This window comes from Sphingomonas sp. Leaf242 (assembly GCF_001422045.1).
In the GTDB taxonomy this organism is placed as follows: domain Bacteria; phylum Pseudomonadota; class Alphaproteobacteria; order Sphingomonadales; family Sphingomonadaceae; genus Sphingomonas.
The window spans coordinates 546566-571156 of the sequence record NZ_LMLW01000008.1 but is presented as its reverse complement, the minus strand read 5'-3'; the positions used below and the strand labels follow the sequence as shown (position 1 = coordinate 571156).

The following is a 24591-nucleotide window of genomic DNA, read 5'->3' as shown; positions in this document are numbered from 1 at the left end:
ATGAAGACGTTGACGCTGTTGCGCCACGCCAAGTCCGGCTGGGACGATCCGGTCGCGCGCGATTTCGACCGCCCGCTGAACGCCAAGGGCAAGCGCGCGGCGGTGATGGTCGGGCGGCATATGCGGTCGCTGGGATTGGCGTTCGATCATGCGATCGCCTCGCCGGCGGTGCGGGTGTCGGAGACCTTGGAGCAGATCGAATCGGGCTATGGCCGGACGATCGCGCCGGCGCTGGACCGTCGGGTGTATCTGGCGTCTGCGGCGACGTTGCTGGATGTGGTGCACGGGTTTCCCGCCGAGGCGGAGAGCGCGTTGCTGGTCGGGCACAATCCTGGGTTGGAGGATCTCGTCCTGATGCTGGTCGCGGATGGGGCCGATCCGCTGCGCGATGCGGTGGAGGACAAGTATCCAACGGCGAGCATTGCCGAGCTTCAGTTCGAGGGGGAATGGGGGGATGTCGCGACCGGCACCGCCCGCCTGACCCGCTTCATCCGACCCCGCGATCTCGATCCGACCTTAGGTCCCGACGCGGACTAAAAAGTTGTTTCCCCGCGAAGGCGGGGACCCAGCCTGGGCTCCCGCCTTCGCGGGAGAACAAGAGAGCCGCAGCGCGCCGCCAGACACGCGCCACTCGAGTAAGCCGCCACCCCGGCGGAGGCCGGGGCCCAGTTGGGGGACGTCGCTAACGAAGGCAATCACTTCGTTATTCCCACCTTTCCAACTGGGCCCCGGCCTTCGCCGGGGTGGGGCGGGTGTGTGGATAGGCTAACCCTTACCCCTTACTACCCAGCAGGCCTGATCAGCTCTTTCCCGCCATCCTAGCCTTCAAATCCGAGAACGCATTCGCCGGACGGAACTCGTCCTCGCTGATCACCCCCGCCGCCGCCAGCGCCGCTGCCGCGTTCGGCCCGCGCGGGAACGGATCGATCGCCAGCGCCAGCGTGTCCGCTGCCGCTTCGCCCAGGTCGATCGTGCCACCCTCGATCGCGACCGTGTCGAGCGCGTCGTCGGACAGTTCGACCTCGTCGCCCTCCGCTACCAACTGCGTAACGAACAGAAGCGCGACCGGCTCGTCGATCTTCGTATCGAGCGGTTCGTCGGTCACCGAGCACGCCTGCACCGCCGCGCCGGTGACGCGGCCCTTCACGACGATGCCGCTGTCGGTGCGCTTGATCCCCAATCGCGCGTCCAGTCGTGTGATCGACAGCAGCGCGAACCGCTTCGCCAGCGCGGCGCGCTCGTCCTCGGTCGCGACGATCTCGACGATCCGCTCGCGTTCGCCGATCGTGTCGAGGCGTTCGGGGCGGCTGAACTCGGGCTTCACGGCAATTCTCCAGATAACAGATTCGGTAACGGCATCGCCGCCAGCCGGGCATGAAACGCCATCACCGACTCGCGAACATGCGCCAGCGCGGCGGCGTCGGGCGTCACACCCCGGTACAGGTTCCGAACCAGGGCCGGCGCGATATCGCCCGCCGCCAGCCCGTCTCGATAAGCCCCGAGACGGCCGCCGAGCATGCTCATCATCTTGCCGATATGCTTGCCGACGATGATGTCGCCGATCCCGATTTCCCGGAGCTGCCCGTCCATGTCGTCGACGAACCGTTCCGCCAGACGCGCGGCGGGCTCGCCACCCGCCGGTTCGGTCTCGAGCCGCAGCATCACGATCGCCAGCAACGTCGCGATCATGTCGAAGCGCCCGTCGACCGTGTCCGGCACCGCGCCCTCGACATACCAATGTTCCGCGCGCGCCCGACCGACCACCGCATTGTACAGCGGCAGCGCCTCGTCCGGCTTCTCGCCGAGCAGTCTTCCGAACCAGCCCAATCCGTCGTCCTTCAGGTCGCAACCGCGCTTCGGCTTGTTTGCCCGCGCAACCTCGCATATCGAGGCGATCGGCGGCCGATGCAAATGCGTTCGCTCGTGTTCCGCGTGACCCAGTCTCGGCTTAGTATGGCCCCGGGAGAGTATATGAGCGTCGTTTCCACCCGTATCGTCCAAGTCGCGGCCATCGGCCTCGTCGCGCTGGCGAGTGCGGGCTGCACCCAGTTGCGCTCGCACCAAGGCTATGTGGTCGATACCGACCTCGTCAACTCGGTCCAGCCGGGCGTCGACAACCGCCAGTCGGTGCTCGCGACGCTGGGCAAGCCGACGATCGCCGGCCAGTTCGACCAGGGCGACTGGTATTATCTCGCGCGCGACAGCCGCAACCTCGCGTTCCGCAATCCGCGCCCGAACGCGCAGATCACGTTGCAGATCAGCTTCGACCAGAAGGGCACCGTCACCGCGATCCGTCGCGGTGGGCTCGATCAGGTCGCCTCGATCAAGCCGTACGGCAAGAAGACGCCGACGCTAGGTCGCGAACGCGGGTTCTTCCAGGATCTGTTCGGCAACATCGGCACGGTCGGCGCGGCGGGGGCTGGTGGCGGTGGTGCGGGCAATGGCAGCAATACCGGTGGCGGCGGTCGCGACCGGCCGTAACGCGGTCTGATTCGCGCGTCTTAAGGCCGGTTTGGCCGCGCCGCGTGCTACGCATCGGCGCGGCCGGCCCGATAACGGTTCGGCGCCGATCCCGAAAGGGGGGAAAGGGATCGGCTGGTTAACGCGCAAGGTGCGCGAAGGTTCTCCCATTCCTGCGCGCGGCAAACATTCGATTCGGATCAGGTTGAGACCGAAACGGATACAACCTCCTATACCCTCCACGCCGGGGGTGCGATGTGCGCGAGTCGTTGTGGATCGTCGACGCATTCGCGCACGAGACCTTGCTGTTTGCCGGAGTCGGATTGCTGCTCGGCGGCATCGACGACCTGCTGATCGACCTTGTCTATATCGTCAGACGCATCCTCTATGGGCGACGGCCACGCCTGACGCTCGCCACGCTGGCGCCGCCGCACACCGTCGGTCGGATCGCGGTGTTCGTCGCCGCATGGGACGAAGTGGCGGTGATCGGTGGCATGTTGTCGGCAGCGGTCGAGCGCTACGAGCATGACGACTATCGCATCTATGTCGGTCTCTATCCCAATGATCAGGCGACGATCGACGCGGCCGCGGCAGTAGCGGAGCGCGACCCGCGGATACGCCTGGTCATAGGGCCGCGTGACGGCCCGACCACCAAGGCGGACTGCCTCAACACGCTTTGGAAAGCGCTGCGCCGCGACGATGCGCGCGACGACGCCAGAACCAAGGCGATCGTCCTCCACGACGCCGAGGACGTCGTCCATGCGCAGGAACTGCGCGTCTTCGACAGCCTGATCGACCGATACGAGGTGGTGCAACTGCCGGTGTTGCCGCTGGTCAACCACGGGTCGCGGCTCGTGTCCGGCCATTATGCCGACGAGTTCGCGGAATCGCATGCCAAGCAGATCATCGTGCGCACGTCACTCGGTGCGGGGATGCCGCTGGCGGGGACGGGCTGCGCGATCGCGCCCGAGGTTTTGGCGATGATCGCCCAGGCGCGCGGCGGCGAACCGTTCGATGCGACCAGCCTGACCGAAGATTACGAGCTTGGCCTGCGCCTCGCCGAACTCGGCGCACGCGGCATTTTCGCGCGGGTGGCGACGGACGATGCCGGCGGCGTGGTCGCGGTCCGTGCGTATTTCCCGGGGACGATCACCACATCGGTTCGGCAGAAGACCCGCTGGATGACGGGTATCGCGCTGGCCGGCTGGGATCGTACCGGCTGGGCATCCCCCCGCGCGTTCGCCGATCACTGGATGCGGATGCGCGACCGGCGGGCGCCACTCGCCGTCGTCGTCCTCGCGGTCGCCTATGTCGCGATTCCGGCATGGGGCACGGCGCTGTTGCTGCACTGGCAGATCGGCGCGGCCATGCCCTACCCCGCGCCGCACCCGATCGCCTTCGTCCTGCTCGTCGCCAACGCCGCGCTGCTGGTCTGGCGGCTCGCGATGCGGATGATCTTCACCGCACGAAGCTACGGCCTGCGCGAGGCCCTGTGGTCGCTGCCGCGCTTTCTGGTCGGCAATCTCGTCTCGCTGATCGCGGCACCGCGCGCGGTCATCGTCTATATCGGCATGCTGCGCGGCGCGGCGCCGGTCTGGGACAAGACCCGCCACGAGTTTCCCGCCGGGCCGGCCGACACCGATCCGCTCCCGTCAGATCGGCCGCAGTCCATCGCCGCCGCGGGATGACGGGCGGTCGTCCGCTGCGGTTCCTGGCAATGGCGCTGGGCGGGTGGACGATGATCAGGATCGCGTTCGTGTTGTCCGATGGGCGGGCGTTGCCCGTTGGCGGCGCCCTTCCCGCGGTGATCAGGATTCTGGTTCCCGATGCCGTCGCCACGGTGTTGGTGCGGACGGAAGGACGGCGCGAGGCCGGCAGCCGCATCGCCGCGCCGAGTAACGCACCGATCTTCACGACGAACTTGCCCGTCCCCGCCCGGACGCGGACATCCGGCATTCCTGAACGGACCGATCTCCGGTTTCTAGCGCCCCCGCCCCCGACTCCCCCTGAGTGGAAGCGGCAAATCGTCCCGCTACCGTCTCCGTTCGCACCGCCAGTGCGCGCGCGCGATGCAAAGCGATTGAACGGCAGCGCGTGGCTGCTCGTCCGCGGCGGCCCCGCAGGCACGGTGTCGGGCGGTCAGCTCGGCGCCTCGCAAGGCGGGGTGCGGTTGACCTACGCGCTAGGAGGACGCCGCCGGTTCGCGCTGGCCGCGCGCCTTGCGGCGCCATTGCGCGGAAAAGGCCGCGAAGCCGCGCTCGGGGTCGAATGGCAACCCACCACGCTGCCGATCCGCCTGATCGCCGAGCAGCGGTTCGTGCTCGACGGCGGTCGCGGCGGCCCGACCCTGGGGATCATCGCCGGCTATGGCCCAGCCGACATCGCGCCCGGCGTCCGCATCGAGGCTTACGGCCAGGCCGGCGTCATAGCTCGCGATGGCGTCGAAAAGTTCGTCGACGCGTCCGCACGGATCACGCATCCGCTCGGCCATGTCGCGGGCGCCCGGATCGATATCGGGGTCGGGATCTGGGGCAGCGCGCAACGCGGCACCGAACGCCTCGACATCGGCCCGTCGCTGGTCGTCGGCGTGCCGATCGCGGGCAAATCGCTGCGCCTCACGCTCGACTGGCGCGAACGCGTGGCGGGCGCCGCGCGTCCCGGTTCCGGCCCTGCCCTGTCGATCGGCAGCGACTTTTAAGACAGCCTAGCCCCGCCGCCGGGTTCCGGTGTAACGCGTGTGCGTGGACCTGTATCTTCCCGTCGCCAACCTGTCGGTCAACGCACTCGTGATCATCCTGCTCGGCGGGGGAGTCGGGCTGTTGTCGGGCATGTTCGGGATCGGCGGCGGGTTCCTGACCACCCCACTGCTGATCGTCTACGGCATCCCGCCGACCGTCGCCGCCGCCTCGTCGGCCAGCCAGGTGACCGGCGCCAGCGTCTCGGGCGTGTTCGCGCATTTCCGCCGCAAGGGCGTTGACACCAAGATGGGCGGAGTCCTCGTCGCGGGCGGTATCCTCGGCTCGTTCTTCGGCGCGTGGCTGTTCCGCCTGCTCCAGCAAAGCGGCCAGATCGATACGGTGATCGCGATCGTCTACGTCGTCATGCTCGGCTCGATCGGCGGCCTGATGGCGAAGGAATCGATCGGCACGATCGGTCGCGCGCGAACCGGCCGCCCGCCGAAAGCACGCAAGCGGCGTCATCATCCGCTGGTCGCCGCACTGCCGCTGCGCACCCGCTTTTATGCGTCCGGCCTCTATATCTCGCCGCTCGCGCCGCTGCTGCTCGGCTTCTGTACCGGCATCCTGACGATCCTGCTCGGGATCGGCGGCGGCTTCATCCTGATCCCGGCGATGATCTACCTGCTCGGGATGGCGACCTCGGTGGTGGTCGGCACCTCCTTGTTCCAGACGCTGTTCGTGACCGCGGTCGCGACGATGGTCCACGCAACGACGACCAAGGCGGTGGATATCGTGCTCGCCGGGCTGCTGCTGCTGGGCTCGGTCGTCGGCGCACAGATCGGCGCGCGGTTCGCGACCAAGTTCAAACCCGAATATCTTCGCCTCGCGCTCGCGGTGATGGTGTTGCTGGTCGGCGCCCGTATCCTGCTCGGCCTGGTCTGGCGGCCCGAGGAGATCTTCTCGGTCACGCTTTCGTGAGGGTTGGGACCCGAGCGCTGAAGCCGGCGTGGCTGGTCCTGCTGACGCCACTGATGATGGCGCAGGCCAAGCCGGTGCTCGTCCCCGACGTGTCGCAGCGCAACATCGAGATCGCCTACAGCTTCACCGGTGCCGAGCTGCTACTGTTCGGCGCGATCCTGTACCCTGGCGGGCGCCTGCCGAGCGGCGAGCATCCGACCGATATCGTCGTCGTTGTGAAGGGCCCGACCCAGTCGATCCTGATGCGCGAAAAGGAGAAGGTCGCGGGCATCTGGGTCAACGCGTCGCGGCTGCGCTATCGCTCCGCCCCGAGCTTCTACGCGATCGCCTCGTCCAAGCCGATCGAGCGGCTGGTCGACGATCGCACGCGGGCGATCTACGAACTCGGGCTCGACAGCCTCCAGCTGTCGCCTGCGTCCAGCGCGCCGACTGATACGCAGGACCGGTTCCAGAAGGGGCTCGTCGACCTGAAGCGCCGCGCCGGCCTGTATTACGAAGCGCCGCGCGCGGTCGAGATCACCGACGACGTGCTGTACCGCGCGCGCGTCACGATCCCCGCCCGCGTCCCCGTCGGTCGCTTCACCGCGGAGACGTTTCTGATCCGCGACGGCCGCGTGCTGGCGGCGGCGGTGCGCGATATCGACATCCGTAAGTCCGGGTTCGAACGCTTCGTCGCGCGCGCCGCGGAGCGTTCGTCGGTCGTCTACGGACTGGTCGCGGTCGCGCTGTCGGTGTTCCTGGGCTGGGCCGCTGGGTGGATCGCGCGCAAACTGTAAGGAATTTCTCCATCCTCACCGGATATTTACGCCTTTGACGACATAACGTCGGTGCGATGTGCGGGGTCCAGGAACAATGACGGAAATGCCGGGCTCGAACGCGTTTCACGATGCCTCACCTTTGGCCGGGCCTTTCGCCGGTACGCAGCTAAACGACCTGTTGGGCAGCGTGCAGGCGACCGCCCCGATCGGCGTGGTCTACGCGATCGCCGGATCGAGCAGCCGGGTACTCCTGGATCGCGCGTCGATCGTCGCATTGTCCGACGATTCCGATCCCGTCGTCGCCGCCGCGGGCCAGGTCGGCAGCCAGATCAAGATGCGGATCGGGGCGTCGTGGCTGGTCGCCAACATCCGTTCGCTCAAGCTGGAGGATAGCGCCGGCACCTGCATCGCCGCGGAGATCGACTATCTCGGCGAGGGCGACGAGGAACGCCTGACCGGCAAGCTCTACACCTTCCGTCGCGGCGTCACCCGCTATCCGATGCCGGGGTGCGAGGTGTTTCCGGTCACCAGCGCCGACCTCAAGCAAATCTACGCCGCCGGCGACCGCGCCAATATCGAGGTCGGCATGGTCTATCCGACCAAGGACATCCGTGCCGCGCTGTACGTCGATGCGATGCTCGGCAAGCATTTCGCGCTCGTCGGCTCGACCGGCACGGGCAAATCGACCGGCGCCGCGCTGATCCTGCACCGGATCTGCGAACTGGCGCCACAAGGCCACGTCGTGATGATCGATCCGCACGGCGAATATGCCGCGGCGTTCAAGACCAACGGCGCGATCTACGACGTCACGAACCTGCAGATGCCGTATTGGCTGATGAATTTCGAGGAGCATTGCGAGGTCTTCCTGACCAGCAGCGGCTCCGCGCGGCAGTTCGACGCCGACATCCTCGCCAAATGCCTGCTGATGGCGAAGGCGAAGAGCCGGCTCGGCCAGGAGATCGCCAAGCTGACGGTCGATGCGCCGATCCCGTATCTGCTCAGCGACCTGACCAACATCATCAGCCTGGAAATGGGCAAGATGGATCGTGCCGGCGACACTGCCCCCTACCTGCGCCTCAAGACCAAGATCGACGAGATCAAGGCCGATCCGCGCTATGGCTTCATGTTCTCGGGGATGCTGGTCGCCGATACGATGGCGGCGTTCCTTGGCCGGATCTTCCGGCTGCCCGGCGACGGCAAGCCGATCTCGATCATCGACGTCTCGGGCGTCCCGTCCGACATCACCGCGGTGGTCGTCGCGGTGCTGGCGCGGATGACGTTCGATTTCGCGATCTGGTCGCGCAACGAACCGCAGCGCCCGGTCCTGCTGGTGTGCGAGGAGGCGCATCGCTACATCCCCGCCGGCCAGGACAGCGACACCGCGGTCGGCCGGATTCTCGGCCGGATCGCCAAGGAAGGCCGCAAATACGGCGTGTCGCTCGGGCTGATCACGCAGCGCCCGTCCGATCTCGCGGAAGGGGTGTTGTCGCAGTGCGGCACGATCATCGCGATGCGGCTCAACAATGATCGCGATCAGGCGTTCGTCCGCGCCGCGATGCCCGAAGGCGCGCGCGGGTTCCTCGATTCGATCCCCGCGCTGCGCAACCGCGAATGCATCATCTGCGGCGAAGGCGTGACGATCCCGATCCGCGTCTCGTTCGACGATCTCGAGGACGCCAAGCGCCCCGCCTCGGGCGACCCGCTGTTCTCCGAACTGTGGCGCGACGTCGGCGGCGAGGAGCAGATCATCGCCCGCACGATCCAGCGCTGGCGTGCGCAGGGGAAATAGCGACGTCTCGTTAGGGACGTATGGCGTTGAAAACCGGACAGGGCGGCTTCGGGTATGAAGGTCGAACACGACCGATTAATTCGCGTGGGATGCAGAACTTGTGCGTTTTGCATTGCTAACGGCTGGACCGACTGGTTTGCAGAAGGTTCGCTTCAACTCGGAGACGAACGTCCTTTACGAGAACGTCGTTCTCCAATGAAGGACGCAATCAATAGCAAAGCACCGCCTGCGGCGCCCAAGCTCCAAATCACCCAATGCATCCTGTCCGAATGCCAAAAAAGAGGCATTACCGCGAGAGGCACGATCAACGGAGCCAACCGGCGCATCCACGTCCAACGCGGCGCTGTCGCTTGCAACATGGTTCCAGCGTTCCTCACTGCAAAACCCCTAACAAAGCGCCATGCCGGGATCGTCTCACGAGGCATGAAAGGCTGCAAGTGGGACATTTGCCGACCGCACTGCTTTTGCCGCGGCGCTGATGCAAAACTTGTGACTTTCGCATCAAGTGCATCATGAACGTACGCTACCCGCCGACCCGCACCGCCAACAACCGAGCCACCTTGGCGCTGAACGCACGCAACTTGCCACCGGACAGTTGCGCGACGCTGGCGAACGAGACCGTGCGCGGGTTGATCGCCGCGCCGTTTTTCCACACTTCCCAGTGCAGATGCGGGCCGGTCGACATGCCCGTCGAGCCGACATAGCCGATCACCTGGCCCGCGCGGACGCGCGTCCCCGACGTCACCGCGATCCGACTCATGTGACCATAGCCGCTCGCCATCCCGCCGCCGTGGACCAGCTTGACGAAATTGCCGTAGCCGCCGGTGCGCCCTGCGAACGTGACGATGCCGTCGGTCATCGCGTGGATCGGCGAACCGTAGGGCGCGCCGATATCAAGGCCCTTGTGCATCCGCGTGAATCCCAGCAGCGGGTGCACGCGCAGACCGAAATTCGAGGTGATGCGCCCGATGACCGGCATGGCAGACACGGCGCGTCGCTCGGTCTGTCCGGCTGCGTCGAACCAGCCGCCGCGGCTGCTTTCGTCGTCGAGGTCGCCATTGCCCGCATCGGGGGCGAAGCGGACGAGCTGCACTTTATGGCGCCCCTGGTCGATCCCGGCGAACAGGAGGTCGCCGACCCGGGTCTCGCCGGTCGCAGCGCGCTGTCGCTCGACGATCAGGTCGAAACGGTCGGCGGCGGTGACGTCGCGACCGATCGACAATCGCGTCGAGATCGCCTTGATATACGACTCGACGGCCTTGGCCGGGACGCCGGCCGCGCGCGCGGAGCGGTACAGGCTTGAGCCGACCAGCCCCTGGATCCGCAACGGGGTGGAGTCGATCGCGATCGGTTTGCGGTCCACGGTCAGCCCGCCCGCACCGCGCACGAGCGACAGCGCCAGATCGAACCGCGCGCGGAAATCGAGCTTTTCCAGCGGCCGCGCGACGGTCCGGTCCGGCCGCCGTCCGAGCGTCAGTGCGATCCGCGTGCCCGCCGGGATCGCCTTCGGATCGACGGATTGCGCGACTAGCGCCGCGGCGGCCTCGGCATCGTTGCGACCGACGCCCGCGCGGATCAGCGCCCGGTCGAAGCTGTCCCCGTCGCCGAGTGTCGCGGAGAGGTCGATGCTGGGGCGCTCGGGCACGTCGGCGAGCGGCGCGACGAGATCGTTCGCCGCCATCCGCCGCCCGGTCGTCGCGCCCTGCGCCAAGGACGCGATGCCCTGAGCGCGCGTCTCCTCCCACTCCGCACCGGCGAGCGGCGACGGCACGGCACCGACGAGCGGCTTGAACCCCGGCGACAGCATCCAGGTCGCGACACACAGCGCGGTGCAGGTCGCGAACCCGCGCCACCAGTCGACACTGCCGACTCGCGCACCCAGATCGGGCACCCAGTCGATCCGCGTCGCGCGGTCGCGCAACAACGCCCGCGTTGTCGGCTGGGGCAGAGGCGACGCGAGGGCGCGACCGAACACCTGGCCCGGTGCCGTGCCCGCCAATTCGAAGCCCTGATCGTTACGAAGATACACGCAGGCCCGCCCCGATGGTGCCGGTCCCCCCGGCGTCAGGCGGTCGTTGTGGTCGCAACCTGCTAAAGTCAAATTAACCGGTGTGTGCGCATCGCCAGGATCGCGGCGAGATGTGCGGTCTTGGCGCCGGATCGTTAATACCGAGGAAACTCTGCGCAGGTCATTGCGCACGCAGACTTTACCCCCGATGTTGCTGCAATGAACGACGGCGCGAACGACGGGATCACGGCGGTTCTCGGCCCGACCAACACCGGCAAGACGCACCTCGCGATCGAGCGGATGTGCGCGCATTCCAGCGGCATGATCGGCTTTCCTCTGCGCTTGCTCGCCCGCGAGGTTTATGACCGCGTGGTGGCGATCAAGGGCGCGAACCGCGTTGCGCTGGTGACGGGCGAAGAGAAGATCGTGCCGCCCGACGCACGCTGGTTCCTGTGCACCGCCGAGTCGATGCCCGATCGCGACGTCGCGTTCGTCGGGCTGGACGAGGCGCAACTGGGCGCTGATCCCGAGCGCGGCCATGTCTTTACCGATCGCCTGATGCGCGCGCGGGGGCGCGAGGAGACGATGATCCTCGGCTCCGAAGCGCTGCGGCCGATGATCAAGAAGCTCGTTCCCGGCGCTGAGATCGTCAATCGGCCGCGCTTTTCGACGCTGACCTATGCGGGCGCGAAAAAGATCAGCCGGTTGCCCAAGCGTTCGGCGATCGTCGCGTTCTCTGCGGAGGAGGTGTACGCGGTTGCCGAGATGCTGCGGCGTCTGCGCGGTGGCGCAGCCGTCGTGATGGGTGCGCTCAGCCCTCGGACTCGCAACGCGCAGGTCGCAATGTTCCAGGCGGGCGAGGTCGATTATCTGGTCGCGACCGACGCGATCGGGATGGGGCTCAACATGGACGTCGCGCATGTCGCGTTCGCCAGCCTCAACAAATTCGACGGCAAGCGCCAGCGGCGCCTGACGGTGGCGGAGATGGCGCAGATCGCGGGGCGTGCGGGGCGACACCAGCGCGACGGCACGTTCGGCGCGCTGTCCGACGATGGGCCGGGCGCGTTCCTCCCCGAGGAAGTGCTGGCGATCGAGGAGCACCGGTTTCCGCGACTCGAGAACCTCTATTGGCGGCAGGGCGAGCCCGATTTCTCCAGCATCGATGCGCTGGTCGCGAGCCTGGAAGCGCGTCCGCCCGCCGGCGTTTTGCGCGCCGCGCCGCAAGCCCTCGATCTGGGGGTTTTGAAGCGGCTTGCGGAGGAGGGCTGGGTCCGCGAACGCGCACGGCACCCGGCGATGGTCGCGCGATTATGGGCAGCATGCGGCGTTCCGGATTTCCGCAAAGTCGGCCTCGATCCGCATGCGCGTTTCGTATCGCGGCTGTTCGGGCATCTGAGCGAAGGCCGCGGGCATATCCCGCACCAGTGGTTCGCCGACGAGATCGCGCGGCTCGATACGGTGGCGGGCGACGTGCCGGTGATCGCCGGGCGGATCGCCGCGACTCGGATCTGGGCATATATCGCACAGCGCGCCGACTGGCTGGCCGAGCCGACCTTGTGGGCGGCGCGTACCGCCGCGCTGGAGGAACGCCTGTCGGATGCGCTCCACGCCAGCCTGACGCAGCGGTTCGTCGACAAGCGCACGACCGCGCTGATGCGCCAGATCGGCGCGGATGCGGGCGCGCTGCCGGTGGTGATCGGGCCCGAGGGCGAGGTGATGGTCGAGGATCATCCGATCGGTCGGCTCGACGGGTTCCGGTTCACCGTCGCAGCTGATGCGCGGGCGAGCGACAAGCGGCTGCTGCTCGCGGCGGCGGAAAAGCGTCTCACCGGCGAGCGGTCGCGGCGCGGACAGTCGCTGGTCGATGCGCCGGACGCCGATATCGCGCTCGACGATGCGGCGCAGATCATCTGGGCGGGTCACCCGGTCGCCAAGCTAGGCGCGGGGCCGTCGTTCGCGCGGCCGAAGCTGATTCTCGACCGCTCGCTCGAATGCCTCGACAAGCCTGCGCGCGATCGGATCGAGGCGCGGCTGGCGCTGTGGCTTGCGGGAATGCTGAAGCGGCGGATCGCCGTGCTGGTCCACCTCGCCGAGTTGAGCCGGGATCCGAACGCCACGCCGGCGTTGCGCGCGGTCGCGAGTGCGATCGAGGAGGCCGGCGGGATCCTGCCGCGGTTGCCGATGCGGCTGGCGCTCGACGCAATCGATCCCGAGGAGCGCAAGCGGTTGCGCAAGATCGGGATTACGGTCGGCGCGCTCGACCTGTTCGACGCGCGGTTGCTCAAGCCCGAGTCGGCGCGCTGGCGGCGCATCTTGGCGGTGGCTCGCGGCATGACGATCACCGCCCCGCGCGAGGGCGCGACCGTGCTGGCGCGTGGCAGCGAGGGTGCGGTCCTGGAGGCCGGCTTCCGTCCGCTTGGGCTCCAGGCGGTCCGGATCGACCTGATCGAACGCATCGCCCGTGCCGCGCACGATTCGCGGCAGGGGCGCACGCCGTTCGCGCCCGATCCTGCGCTGGCCACCTCGATCGGCGTTGACCAAGCGTCGCTGGAGCGATTGATGGCCGAACTCGGGTTCAAGGCGCTGGCGGGGGACGCGCCGCGCTGGGTCTGGCGCGGTCGTCCCCCTGCACGGGCCGTCGCGCCTGCTCCGATCGATCCGTCGCGGCAGAACGCGTTTGCCGGGCTTGCCGCACTGGTCCGCCATGGTTGAAGGCGCGATGCGGATCGATCGGTTCCTGTGGTTCGTGCGGCTCGCGAAAACGCGCAGCGCCGCGCAGGCGATTGCCGAGAAGGGGCATCTGCGCATCGACGGCCGCCCGATCGATCGCGCGCATTGCCCGGTGCGGATCGGGAATGTGCTGACATTTGCAGTGGCCGATCAGGTTCGGGTGATCCGGGTCGAGGCATTGCCTGCGCGGCGGGGGCCAGCGCCCGAGGCGCAAGGATGCTATCAGGATCTGATTGCGGGGAAGACGCCGGCCGGTACCATCCGCGATCCGGCTTCCGAGTGAACTAGCCGTATCGACAACCGCGATCAATAAATCGAACGACGCCGCAACCTCCGTCATCCTGACGAAAGTCAGGACTCAGGATACCAAAGGCAGCGCCTCGTGGCTCTGGGTCCTGACTTTCGTCAGGATGACGGAGGAGGGCTTAAGCAGTGTGGGATCGGAACGACAAAGCGTGATAACGTCTCGCAGAAGGCTTGCTATGATTGACGCGAGGGGCAGGCGCGCATAGTCGCTGGCGCGTTCGTCGCCGGAAAGGAATCCGGCCCAGGAGTTCTGCAATGACCTACGTCGTCACCGATGCCTGCATCCGCTGCAAGTACATGGACTGCGTGGAAGTGTGCCCGGTCGACTGCTTCTACGAAGGCGAGAACATGCTGGTGATCAATCCCAGCGAGTGCATTGACTGCGGCGTGTGCGAGCCGGAATGCCCCGCCGAAGCGATCCTGCCCGACACCGAGAGCGGGCTGGAACAGTGGCTCGAGCTCAACACGACCTTTTCGGCGCAATGGCCCAACGTCACGCGCAACGACAACCAGACGCCGCCGGACGCCGACGCGATGAAGGGCGTCGAGGGCAAATTCGACAAGTATTTCTCGCCCGAGCCCGGCGCAGGCGACTGATAAGAGGCGGCGAATCCCGAAAAGGGCAAGCCGCCTGCCACGTTCGGCTGGTAATTTTGTTGCAAAGCTGCTAGAAGAGTCCGCGACGGGCGCGATGATTCACGTCATACGCCTGACGTGTAGACCTATCCCTCCCCCGATGCAGCAGCGACGAGTCCTTCGTCGAGGCGTCGCGGCGAGGCTTGATCCGGAAAGGCCCCAAATGGCTGCCAAGGCACTGTCCTTCGATGTCGGTGATTTCGTCGTTTATCCCAAGCACGGAGTCGGCCGTGTGATCGAGCTCCAGCGCTCGGAAATCGCCGGCATGACACTGGAACTCTACGTCCTCCGGTTCGAGAAGGAGCGCATGACGCTCCGCGTGCCGACCAACAAGGCCGAAAGCGTCGGCATGCGCAAGCTGTCGTCCGACAAGACGATGCGCGAGGCGATGGACACGCTCAAGGGCAAGCCCAAGGTCAAGCGCACCATGTGGTCGCGCCGCGCGCAGGAATATGAAGCGAAGATCAATTCGGGCGACCTCGTGTCGATCGCCGAAGTGGTCCGCGATCTATTCCGTGCCGACGACCAGCCCGAGCAGAGCTATTCCGAGCGCCAGATCTTCGAAGGCGCGACCAGCCGCCTCGCACGCGAACTGGCGGCGATGGAAGAGCTCGACGAGCCCAAGGCGCAGGAGAAGATTCTCGACATCCTCCGCGCCGCGGCCGCGATCTACAACAAGGACAAGGTGCCGGCGTAACTGCCCTCGCACTCGATCCGAGTATGAAAGGGCGGTCCTGCGGGGCCGCCCTTTTTCGTTAGATTCCGGTTTGCAGATGCCGCGCGCGAGTGTATTGCATATACAACACACAGGGGGATGCGATGAACTTTCTTGCGCTCGGACTGATCATTCCTCTCGCGGCCTGCTCGTTCAGCTGGGATGGCGATAGCGAAGGCTCGGGGGCTGCGGCGGCGGGATCGGGAACGACCCGTACCTATCAGGTCACCGGGTTCGACGGCATCGACCTGCGCGGCTCGGACGATATCGATGTACGGGTCGGCACCGGCTTTTCGGTCCGGGCGGAAGGGCCGTCGGATCAGCTCGACCGGCTGACGATCGAGCGCACCGGCGAGACACTGAACGTCGGCCGCAAGACCAATTCCAGCTTCGGCTGGAACAAGAGCGGCAAGGTGAAGGTGTACGTCACGCTGCCACGGCTGACCGACGCGACGGTTTCGGGATCGGGCACCATCGCAGTCGACCATGTCGAGGGCGCGAAGTTCGCGGGCGGGATTCCCGGCTCCGGCAACCTCAACATCGCCGCGATTCGGGTCGAGGATGCCGCATTCTCGATCGCCGGATCGGGCACCGTGCGCGCCTCGGGTACGGCCAGGATGCTCGCGATCGACATTGCCGGCTCGGGCGCGGTCGATGCGCCGAAGCTTCAGGCGCGGTCCGCCAAGGTCGACATTTCCGGCTCGGGCAAGGTCCGCGCGATCGTCGACGGCCCTGCCTCGGTCGGCGTGTCGGGCTCGGGCGATGTCGATCTCGGCCCGAACGCGCGCTGCACCATTTCGAAGACGGGCTCGGGGTCGGTGCGCTGCGGGAACTGACTTGCCGGCGGGCGCGGAAGCGGCGACGGTTGCGGGCATGAGATATCTGCTCGCTCCGCTGCTGCTACTGTCCTCGCCCACGCCTGCCGGTGCGGCGCCGGTCGCGAGCCGGACGGTCTCGGTCGGCAGCTTCGACCGGATCCGTGTGGAGGGCCCGTTCGAGGTACGCGTCTCGATCGGTTCGCCGCGCGCGACGATCGCCGGCGACGTGAACGAGGGGGTGGCGGTGCGCGTCGACAGCACGACCTTGTCGGTCCGCAAGGGCACCGGCGGCTGGGGCGAGCAACCGCGTGGCGCGAGCGGCGGCGGCGGGCCGATCGTCGTCACACTCTCGACTCCCGGTCTCGTCTCGGCGAGTGTCGCTGCGGGCGGGCGGCTGACGATCGCGCGAATGCGCGGGATGAAGCTCGATGTGACGGTCAGCGGCAATGGCAGCCTCGCGCTGACGGCGGCGGACACCGACCAGCTGAACGCGACGCTGATCGGCACCGGCGAGATGACGCTCGCCGGCCGCGCCGGCCGCGCACGCCTCATCGCCAGCGGCCCGGGCGCGATCGATGCCACCGGGCTGGCGGTCAACGACCTGACCGTGCACCTCGACGGCGTCGGCGACGTGAAGGCGGCAGCGCGCTACACGGCGCAGGTGACGAACAGCGGGCTGGGAACGGTGACGGTCGCGGGCAACGCGAAATGCCGGGTGGATGCGGCGGCTGGCGGACCGGTGGTCTGCGGGAAGGCGGCGGCCGGGGTCTATGCTCCGTAGAAGGGGATGCCGCGTTTGCTGCCCCATCCACACCGGCCCCTCCCGACCGAAATCCGCATGTCGGTCGAGCCGGTCACCCAATCTGTATTGGCCCTCAAACCTTCCGAACGTGTATCGTCATTCCCGCGGAGGCGGGAACCCATACTGGCTGACCTCACGCTGAGATCGCTATCCTCTGAGGATATGGATCCCCGCCTGCGCGGGGATGACGATGGAATTTATCGTCGGGTGGGATGAACCTCGACGAGTTCTGGGCCCTACCCCTTAAATGAGCGCCAGTTCCGCCAGCTTGGTCATCAACGCCGGCGGCATCACGTCCAACCCGGTCGCATCACCGCCCAGATCGAGCGGCGCATCGGCCCCCTCCAGATATCGCCACCCCTGATGCGCACGCTTGGGTCGCGCCTGCACCAGCACCAGCTTCGGATCGATATGGATCGCGACGCGCCCCTCCTCGGCCTCGCCGAACCCGAGGATCGGCGAGCGCGCGATCAGCTGATGCTTGAGGATCCAGAACATCGAACCCTGACCAGCCACTTCCTCGTGCCGCTTGGGCAGATACCGCGTGGTGAGGAACACCGGCCCCCCCTCGCCGCGCAGGCGGAGCCGCTCGGCGAGGTGATCGACGCTTTCCGCGCCGAACGCGACTTTGGTGAGGTGGAGCGGCATGGCGTTGGAAATGGGCGCTAAACGCTGCAGATCAACCGTGCAGACCCCAAAGACTCGCCAGCCCGAGGAACGAGAAGAACCCCATCGTGTCGGTCATCGTCGTCACGAACACCGCCGACGACACCGCCGGATCGATCCGGAACTTATCGAGCGTCACCGGCACCAGCACGCCGCTGAGCCCCGCCGTGATATTGTTCACCAGCATCGCCGCGGCGATCACCAGCGACAGGTCGGTGTTGCGGAAAATGACATACGTCCCGCACCCGATCAGCGCGCCCAGCATCACGCCGTTCGCCGCCGCGATGCGGAACTCCCGCCCGATCATCCGCGCGGTATTCGAACTCGTCAGCTGGTTGGTCGCGAGCGCACGCACGACCACCGCCAGCGTCTGCGTGCCCGCATTGCCGCCCATCCCCGAGACGATCGGCATCAGCACCGCGAGCAACGCGAAGCTCGCGATCGTCCCCTGGAACAGCCCGACGACCGACGATGCGACCATCGCGGTGCCGAGATTGACCACCAGCCACGTGAATCGCGTGCGTACCGTCAGCCGGATCGGCTCGTTGATGTCGCCGTCGCCTGCGCCTGCCAGCCGCAGCGTATCCTCGCCCGCCTCTTCGGAGATGATGTGGACGATGTCGTCGACCGTGATCATGCCGACCAGCCGGCCACCATGATCGACCACCGCGGCCGAGATCAACGCGTATTTCTGGAAGCGCAGCGCGACCTCCTCCTGGTCCATATCGACCGGGATCAGCGTCTGTTCGCGCTTCATCACGTCGGCGATCGCGATCCCGCGCGGGGTGCGCAGCATCCACGACAGCTGGCACGTGCCGATCGGCTTGTGCGCGGGGTCGACGACGAAGATTTCCCAGAAATCGGTCGTCAGTTCTTCATGGCCGCGCAGATAATCGATCGCGTCGCCGACCGTCCAATGCTCGGGCACCGCGATCAGCTCGCGCTGCATCAGGCGGCCGGCGGATTCCTCGGCGTAGCTCAGCGCCTCCTCGATCGCGGCGCGATCGTCGGGATCGAGCGCGCGCAACACCGCGCGCTGCTCGTCCTCGTCCATGTCCTCGATGATCGCGACGGCATCGTCGGTATCGAGTTCGGACGCGAGATCGGCGACCTGGTGCGGCTCGAGCGCATCGATCAGGTCCTCGCGGACGTAATCGTTCATCTCGGCGAACACGTCGCCGTCGAGCAGGTCGGTGACCGCCCGCGCGAGGGCTGCGCGATCCTCCTGCGGGGTCAGCTCGAACAGATCGGCGATGTCGGCCGGGTGCAGCGGCTCGACCAGCGCGCGCGCCGCCTCGTCGTTGCCGTCCTCGACCGCATCGAGCACGGCCCGGACGAATTCGGGCCGCAGGTGGTCGTCGCGATCGAGCTGGGTCTCGGGCGCGGTTTCGGTTTCGGGCTCGGGAAGCTCGAGTTCGCTCATGGCTGCCTCCCTTAAAAGATGGTCGGTTGGGCCCTAACGCGACGCGCATGCATTTGCCAGTCGGAGTGCGGCTCCCTATCTGCCGCGCATCAATTCAGGAGACGATGAATGTCCGATACCCCCGAAACGCTGACGCTGACCCTCGACGGCGGCGACGTCACGATCAAGTTCCGCCCCGATCTGGCGCCCAAGCATGTCGAGCGGATCGCCGAGCTGGCGAACGAAGGCTTCTACGACGGCGTCCCCTTCCACCGCGTGATCCCGGGCTTCATGGCACAGGGCGGTGACGGTGGTAACGGCGACGGCACCGGCGGCTCGACCAAGCCCAACCTCAAGGCGGAATTCTCGGCCGAGCCGCACGTCCGCGGCGTCTGCTCGATGGCACGCACCAACCAGCCCGACACGGCGAACTCGCAGTTCTTCATCGTGTTCGACGACGCACGCTTCCTCGACAAGCAGTACACCGTCTGGGGCGAAGTCACCGACGGCATGGACCTGATCGACGCGCTGCCGAAGGGCGAGCCCCCGAAGACGCCAGGCAAGATCGTCAAGGCACGCGCTGCATAAGCTGAATTCCCCTCCCGCTCGCGGGAGGGGCTAGGGGAGGGCGCGACGTACGTACTGGCGTCCGGTCAGTGAGGCACGCCCCTCCCCCGACCCCTCCCGCAAGCGGGAGGGGAGTAGCGGGTCAGACCTCCGCCACCGTCCGTATGAGCCAGTCGTGGAACAGCTTCACCGGCTTGGTCTGCAACGCCCGCGGGCGGCAGACGAACCAGTAGCTGTACGGGCTCTCGACCTCGATATCGAACAGCCGAACGAGGCGCGGATCGTTTGCGTCCTCGAAGTGGCTCGCATGCATGAACGCGACGCCAAGCCCCTGTGCCGCCGCCTCGAGCATCAGCGCGCCCGAATCGAAATGATCGATCGCCAGCGGCTCGATATCGTCGAGCCCCGCCGCCGTCCGCCATGCCGTGAACGTATCCGTCATGTCGCGGTGCACCAGCGCGGTCAGCGTCGAGAGCTGTTCGGGCCGCGTGACCGGATCCGCGCGCTCCAACAGGCTCCTTGCCCCGATCACGTACACCGAATTGCGATCGAGCCGTCGCGCGTAGAACGCCGGATCGATCTCGCGTGACAGCGCGATCACCGCATCGAGCCCGTCGCCGAGCCGCGACACCAGATGCGCCGCGGTATCGATATCGAGGTGTAGTTCGGGATGCGACGTGCGCAACTCGCCCAGCTTGGGGAACAGCTTCTGCGACGCATAGAGCGGCAGGATTCCGAGACGCAGCCGCAGCACCTCGGTCGTGCTGGTCAGCGATTCGACCGCGTCCGACAGCGAATCGAGCACGGGTGCGATCTGCGCGAGCAGCCGTTCGCCATCCGCATTGAGCACCATCGCCTGATGCCGCCGCGCGAACAGCGGCTTGGCGATGAAGCGTTCCAGGCTCTGCACGCGCCGGCTGAGCGCAGGCGCGGACAGTGCCAGATCCTCGGCCGCGGCCTTGATCGAGCCCAGCCGCGCGACCTGCACGAACGCCTCGATAGCCCCCAGTGGCGGCAGCCTGCGCATGTTTCCTCTTTCGACTCGACGAGTGTGACAATGACCGCTGGACGCATTCAGCCATACGATTGCAGTGAGCGCAATCGTAGCTGATCCCTTCGCACTTGCAACATGAACCGTCTCGCCGCAAAAAGACCTCGCCTTTCAGGCATCCTCTCCTAAAAACTTTCACGGGCTGGCCTTCATTGGCCGGCCCTTTTTTTGTGCGTTTTCGAATGCGCGAACAGGGCCGGTCCTCGAAACCGCGTGGTGCACCCCCCATTTGATCCTTCGAGTTCGAAGGAGTCGAGATGCCCGATAGCGAAATCCCCACGCGGAAAATCCAGGTCGCCAATGCGCGTCCCGAGGATAGCGGCCGCGGCCTGGCACATTTGCCGCGCGCTTTGATGGCGACGCTCGGCATCGGCGAGGGCGACGTGATCGAAATCCTCGGCAAGCAGAACACGCCCGCACGAGCAGTCGGTCCGTATCCCGAGGACGAAGGTCTCGACATCCTCCGCATCGACGGCCTTCAGCGTGCCAATGCCGGTGTCGGCTCTGGCGATTTCGTCGAGGTGCGGAAAGCTGAGTCGAAGCCGGCAACGCGCGTCGTCTTCGCCCCCGCACAGCAGAATCTCCGCCTCCAGGGTTCGACTAATGCGCTCAAGCGCACCTTCCTCGGCCGGCCGATCTGTCAGGGCGACATCGTCGCGACCGCAGGGCATCAGCGCGTCGGCAACATGCCACCCAACGTCCAGCAGTTCATGAACGCGCCGGCGTATGCGCTCCAGGAGATCCGCCTCGCGGTGATCGCCGCCAGCCCCAAGGGCGTCGTGCACATCGACGAGAACACCGAGATCGAACTCCGCTCCGAATATGAGGAGCCGCAGGCTGCTCGCCGCGCCGACGTCACCTACGACGATATCGGCGGCATGGCGCAGACGATCGACCAGTTGCGCGAGATGGTCGAACTGCCGCTCCGCTATCCCGAACTGTTCCAACGGCTCGGCGTCGATCCACCCAAGGGCGTGTTGCTGCACGGCCCTCCCGGCACCGGCAAGACGCGGCTCGCGCGCGCCGTCGCCAACGAATCGGATGCGCAGTTCTTCCTGATCAACGGCCCCGAGATCATGGGCTCCGCCTATGGTGAGTCCGAGTCACGCCTCCGCGAAGTGTTCGAGGAAGCGGCTAAGGCAGCGCCGTCTATCGTGTTCATCGACGAGATCGATTCGATCGCGCCCAAGCGTGGCCAGGTGTCGGGCGAGGCGGAAAAGCGTCTCGTTGCGCAGTTGCTGACGTTGATGGACGGCATCGAATCGCGTGCGAACCTTGTCGTGATCGCCGCCACCAATCGCCCCGAGGCGATCGACGAAGCGCTTCGCCGTCCGGGCCGGTTCGACCGCGAGATCGTGGTCGGCGTGCCGGACGAGCGTGGCCGTCGCGAGATCCTCGGCATCCACACGCGCGGCATGCCGCTCGGCGACCGCGTCGATCTCGACGAGCTGTCGCGCACCACCTACGGCTTCGTCGGCGCCGATCTCGCCGCGCTGACCCGCGAGGCAGCGATCGAGGCTGTCCGCCGGATCATGCCCAAGCTCAATCTCGAGGAGCGGACGATCCCGCCCGAAGTGCTCGACGAACTGTCGGTCACGCGCGAGGATTTCCTGGGGGCGCTCAAGCGCGTCCAACCGTCGGCGATGCGCGAAGTCATGGTGCAGGCGCCGACCGTGCGCTGGGCCGATGTCGGCGGTCTCGACGATGCGCAGATGCGGCTGAAGGAAGGCGTCGAACTCCCGCTCAAGAACCCCGACGCGTTCCGCCGTCTCGGCATCCGCCCCGCCAAGGGCTTCCTGCTTTACGGCCCCCCCGGCACCGGCAAGACGTTGCTCGCCAAGGCGGTCGCGCGCGAGGCGGAGGCGAACTTCATCGCCACCAAATCGTCCGACCTGCTCAGCAAATGGTACGGCGAGAGCGAACAGCAGATCGCCCGCCTGTTCCAGCGCGCACGCCAGGTCGCACCGTGCGTGATCTTCATCGACGAACTCGATTCACTGGTGCCTGCGCGCGGCTCAGGCGCGGGCGAACCACAAGTAACCGAACGCGTCGTCAACACGATCCTCGCCGAGATGGACGGGCTGGAGGAGTTGCAGTCGGTCGTCGTGATCGGCGCGACCAACCGGCCTAACCTGATCGACCCGGCGTTGCTCCGTCCCGGCCGGTTCGACGAACTCGTCTATGTTGGCGTGCCGGACAAGGCAGGCCGCCGCCGCATCCTCGGCATCCAGACCGAGAAGATGCCGCTGGCGTCGGACGTCGACCTCGACCGTCTCGCAGACCGCACCGACCGCTTCTCAGGTGCGGACCTGGAGGACGTCGTCCGCCGCGCCGGCCTGGTGGCCTTGCGCCGCTCGATTGATTCGACCGACGTGACGATGGCCGACTTCGAGGGCGCGCTGAAGGAGTCGCGCGCCAGCATCACGCCGGAAACCGAGCGCGAGTACGAACAGATGGCCGCGCGCCTCAAGCAGGATGCGACGGCGATCCAACCGTTGGGCTTTGCCTTCCCGCCGAGAAAAGACGACTGAATTGGGCGTTACCCATCGCCATCCCGGACCTGCCCCTATCGCGAGACGGGATAGGCTCCGGGGTGGTTGGCCCTCGCTCCGCCTCGTACTGGCCGCCTGGCCACGACCGAAAGTGAACCCTTCGTCGCGACGGGCGTTTGGCGAACGGAACGAGAGAAGGACATATCATGAAGATTCAGCATGCTACGGCTATCGCAGCCGCTCTGACGATGATGTGCGGCACGCCAGCGCTCGCCCAGACGACGCGGGAAACCAAGGTGGATCACGACACCAAGGTCCATGACGGCGTCGCCACCGCTACGACGAAAGTCACCACGACCAGCAAGCGCAAGACGCATCGGCCAAAGAAGATCCTCGGCGTGAAGGTCGGTCACAAGACCGTCGAGCACAAGACGGTCCGCGAAAGCTCGGTAAGCTCGGACGGCGACCGCAGCGTCAAGGTCAAGACCTCGCATTGATCCGACACGGGCACTGGCGCTGATCGCGTCAGTGCCCGGCAAGTAGAAGCGGCCGCAGGTTCGTGCGCAGGCTCGGTGTGGCCGGCGGCAGACGGACGATTGCTACCCCGATACGCGTTCGATCAGCGCCATCGCAGCGTGGGGCGCCCTGACCTTGGCGCCGTTGATGAAGAAGACGAACGTCTCGCGCGGATGATTGGGCGGTAGCGCCTCTTCGACATAGGGAAGCTTCTCGGGTCGACCGCCCGCCGCCCAGAGCCTCGCCTTCGCCGCCCAGTCGTCCAGCGCGGCCGGCGCATAACCAGCGACGAACCGCTCCTCGGCGTCCTCCAACCGCACGTAGACGAAGTCGCCGGTCAGATCGGCGATCGCGGGATAGTCGGCGGATTGTGCATAGACGATCGCCACCCCCGCCGCGCGGCACATCGCGACGAACGCGGGCACCGCGAAGCTCGCGTGCCGGACCTGGACCGCGTGATGCAGCGCGACGCCATCCTGCTTCCCCGGCAACAGCTTCAGGAACGCGGCGAAATCGTCCGCGTCGAACTGCTTGGTCGCCATGAACTGCCACAGGATCGGCCCGAGCCGGTCGCCGAGCTCGACGATGCCCTGCCCGGTAAACTTGGCGATCGACTCGCCCGCCTCGGCCAGGACCTTGCGGTTGGTGCAATAGCGCGACGCCTTCAGGCTGAACACGAAGCCGTCGGGGACCGCCTTGGCCCAGGACGCGAAGGTCGCGGGCTTCTGGCTGCCATAATAGGTGCCGTTGATCTCGATCGCGGTAACGTGCGCGGCAGCATAATCGAGCTCGCGCTTCTGCGGCCATTTCTCGGGGTAGAACGTCCCGCGCCACGGCTCGTAGGTCCAGCCGCCAATACCGATTCTCATATCGCTCATCGCCGAAGTGTAGCGCGCGCGAAGCCGTTTTGGCGATGGGCCATTCGGGTGGACATAGCAGGAGATGGAGAAGGGATTGTGCAGACCGCATCGGCAAAGTCGCTGCCGTCCTGGCAGCGACTGGAGCGGGCGAAGGGATTCGAACCCTCGACCCCAACCTTGGCAAGGTTGTGCTCTACCCCTGAGCTACGCCCGCTCTGGCGCCGTAGTCTCCGGTCTGAAGCGACACGGTGACTGGGTGAGGCGCGCTGTTAGCCCGGTGTTTGCGGAACGGCAAGCGCCTTTCGCACTATCGTCGCGATATTTCGTCGAACCGCTGTGTGCAGCGCACAAAAAAGGGG

At 66.6% G+C, this 24591-nt stretch carries 23 protein-coding genes and 1 tRNA gene; 16 read left to right on the top strand and 8 right to left on the bottom strand.

Annotated elements, in window-relative coordinates:
* Positions 1–537 carry a SixA phosphatase family protein gene (locus ASF09_RS10595; protein WP_060526160.1) on the top strand — a complete coding sequence of 179 codons (537 nt, stop codon included), beginning with the start codon at positions 1–3 and terminating at the stop codon, positions 535–537.
* A gap of 262 nt (positions 538–799) precedes the next feature.
* On the opposite strand, the gene ASF09_RS10590 is transcribed toward ASF09_RS10595, so the two are convergent.
* Both ASF09_RS10590 and ASF09_RS10585 read right to left on the bottom strand, forming a co-directional pair.
* On the bottom strand, positions 800–1324 hold the full coding sequence (locus ASF09_RS10590) for a YceD family protein (protein WP_060526159.1): 525 nt from the start codon (positions 1322–1324) through the stop codon (positions 800–802).
* The gene (locus ASF09_RS10585; protein ID WP_235529786.1) at positions 1321–1827 is read right to left on the bottom strand and encodes a ubiquinol-cytochrome C chaperone family protein; all 507 of its coding nucleotides are present in this window, start codon (positions 1825–1827) and stop codon (positions 1321–1323) included. Before ASF09_RS10585 ends, ASF09_RS10590 begins: the two co-directional genes overlap by 4 nt.
* 144 nt (positions 1828–1971) lie before the next feature.
* Between ASF09_RS10585 and ASF09_RS10580 the strand changes: the two genes are divergently transcribed.
* The 6 genes from ASF09_RS10580 (at position 1972) to ASF09_RS10555 (ending at position 8663) form a co-directional block, all read left to right on the top strand.
* Positions 1972–2481 (top strand): outer membrane protein assembly factor BamE, encoded by a 510-nt coding sequence (locus ASF09_RS10580; RefSeq protein WP_121885801.1) that lies wholly within the window; start codon positions 1972–1974, stop codon positions 2479–2481.
* A 236-nt stretch (positions 2482–2717) separates the two neighbouring features.
* Positions 2718–4148 carry a glycosyl transferase family protein gene (locus tag ASF09_RS10575; protein WP_060526158.1) on the top strand — a complete coding sequence of 477 codons (1431 nt, stop codon included), beginning with the start codon at positions 2718–2720 and terminating at the stop codon, positions 4146–4148.
* Positions 4145–5158, top strand: a complete 1014-nt coding sequence (locus ASF09_RS10570) for a hypothetical protein (RefSeq protein ID WP_060526157.1) — start codon at positions 4145–4147, stop codon at positions 5156–5158. Before ASF09_RS10575 ends, ASF09_RS10570 begins: the two co-directional genes overlap by 4 nt.
* Positions 5159–5201: 43 nt before the next feature.
* Positions 5202–6116 carry a sulfite exporter TauE/SafE family protein gene (locus ASF09_RS10565; protein ID WP_056053938.1) on the top strand — a complete coding sequence of 305 codons (915 nt, stop codon included), beginning with the start codon at positions 5202–5204 and terminating at the stop codon, positions 6114–6116.
* Positions 6117–6172: 56 nt separating this feature from the next.
* Entirely contained in the window at positions 6173–6892 is a 720-nt protein-coding gene (locus tag ASF09_RS10560) for a TIGR02186 family protein (protein ID WP_060526325.1), read from the top strand.
* A 76-nt stretch (positions 6893–6968) separates the two neighbouring features.
* Positions 6969–8663, top strand: coding sequence for an ATP-binding protein (locus ASF09_RS10555; protein ID WP_060526156.1), 1695 nt, complete (start codon positions 6969–6971; stop codon positions 8661–8663).
* A gap of 523 nt (positions 8664–9186) precedes the next feature.
* Here ASF09_RS10555 and ASF09_RS10550 read toward each other — a convergent pair.
* Positions 9187–10692 carry a M23 family metallopeptidase gene (locus ASF09_RS10550; RefSeq protein WP_060526155.1) on the bottom strand — a complete coding sequence of 502 codons (1506 nt, stop codon included), beginning with the start codon at positions 10690–10692 and terminating at the stop codon, positions 9187–9189.
* 198 nt (positions 10693–10890) lie between these two features.
* Between ASF09_RS10550 and ASF09_RS10545 the strand changes: the two genes are divergently transcribed.
* The 6 genes from ASF09_RS10545 to ASF09_RS10520 all read left to right on the top strand — a co-directional run bounded on the left by ASF09_RS10545 (position 10891) and on the right by ASF09_RS10520 (position 16657).
* On the top strand, positions 10891–13383 hold the full coding sequence (locus ASF09_RS10545; protein WP_060526154.1) for a helicase-related protein: 2493 nt from the start codon (positions 10891–10893) through the stop codon (positions 13381–13383).
* Positions 13376–13684 (top strand): RNA-binding S4 domain-containing protein, encoded by a 309-nt coding sequence (locus ASF09_RS10540; protein WP_060526153.1) that lies wholly within the window; start codon positions 13376–13378, stop codon positions 13682–13684. The genes ASF09_RS10545 and ASF09_RS10540 overlap by 8 nt, the downstream gene beginning before the upstream one ends.
* Before the next feature lie 278 nt (positions 13685–13962).
* Entirely contained in the window at positions 13963–14304 is a 342-nt protein-coding gene (gene fdxA, locus ASF09_RS10535; RefSeq protein WP_031393648.1) for a ferredoxin FdxA, read from the top strand.
* A 202-nt stretch (positions 14305–14506) separates the two neighbouring features.
* Positions 14507–15040 carry a CarD family transcriptional regulator gene (locus tag ASF09_RS10530; RefSeq protein WP_056053923.1) on the top strand — a complete coding sequence of 178 codons (534 nt, stop codon included), beginning with the start codon at positions 14507–14509 and terminating at the stop codon, positions 15038–15040.
* A 122-nt stretch (positions 15041–15162) separates the two neighbouring features.
* Entirely contained in the window at positions 15163–15894 is a 732-nt protein-coding gene (locus ASF09_RS10525) for a head GIN domain-containing protein (RefSeq protein ID WP_060526152.1), read from the top strand.
* Positions 15895–15931: 37 nt separating this feature from the next.
* Positions 15932–16657 (top strand): GIN domain-containing protein, encoded by a 726-nt coding sequence (locus ASF09_RS10520; RefSeq protein WP_162237248.1) that lies wholly within the window; start codon positions 15932–15934, stop codon positions 16655–16657.
* A gap of 264 nt (positions 16658–16921) precedes the next feature.
* Here ASF09_RS10520 and ASF09_RS10515 read toward each other — a convergent pair whose 3' ends face one another.
* Entirely contained in the window at positions 16922–17326 is a 405-nt protein-coding gene (locus ASF09_RS10515; protein ID WP_060526150.1) for a DUF1489 family protein, read from the bottom strand.
* A gap of 31 nt (positions 17327–17357) precedes the next feature.
* On the bottom strand, positions 17358–18767 hold the full coding sequence (gene mgtE, locus ASF09_RS10510; protein ID WP_060526149.1) for a magnesium transporter: 1410 nt from the start codon (positions 18765–18767) through the stop codon (positions 17358–17360).
* Between the two features lie 108 nt (positions 18768–18875).
* Here mgtE and ASF09_RS10505 point away from each other — a divergent pair, with 108 nt between their 5' ends.
* Positions 18876–19334 (top strand): peptidylprolyl isomerase, encoded by a 459-nt coding sequence (locus tag ASF09_RS10505; RefSeq protein WP_060526148.1) that lies wholly within the window; start codon positions 18876–18878, stop codon positions 19332–19334.
* 121 nt (positions 19335–19455) lie between these two features.
* On the opposite strand, the gene ASF09_RS10500 is transcribed toward ASF09_RS10505, so the two are convergent.
* Positions 19456–20340 carry a LysR substrate-binding domain-containing protein gene (locus ASF09_RS10500; protein WP_060526147.1) on the bottom strand — a complete coding sequence of 295 codons (885 nt, stop codon included), beginning with the start codon at positions 20338–20340 and terminating at the stop codon, positions 19456–19458.
* A 281-nt stretch (positions 20341–20621) separates the two neighbouring features.
* Here ASF09_RS10500 and ASF09_RS10495 point away from each other — a divergent pair, with 281 nt between their 5' ends.
* Together ASF09_RS10495 and ASF09_RS10490 are read left to right on the top strand one after the other, a co-directional pair.
* Entirely contained in the window at positions 20622–22895 is a 2274-nt protein-coding gene (locus ASF09_RS10495; RefSeq protein ID WP_060526146.1) for a CDC48 family AAA ATPase, read from the top strand.
* Positions 22896–23062: 167 nt separating this feature from the next.
* Positions 23063–23353 carry a hypothetical protein gene (locus ASF09_RS10490; protein WP_060526145.1) on the top strand — a complete coding sequence of 97 codons (291 nt, stop codon included), beginning with the start codon at positions 23063–23065 and terminating at the stop codon, positions 23351–23353.
* A 102-nt stretch (positions 23354–23455) separates the two neighbouring features.
* Here ASF09_RS10490 and ASF09_RS10485 read toward each other — a convergent pair whose 3' ends face one another.
* Complete coding sequence (locus tag ASF09_RS10485; protein WP_060526144.1) at positions 23456–24250, bottom strand: DUF72 domain-containing protein; 795 nt, start codon at positions 24248–24250, stop codon at positions 23456–23458.
* A gap of 121 nt (positions 24251–24371) precedes the next feature.
* Positions 24372–24446, bottom strand: a tRNA-Gly gene (locus ASF09_RS10480).
* Between the last annotated feature and the right edge of the window lie 145 nt (positions 24447–24591).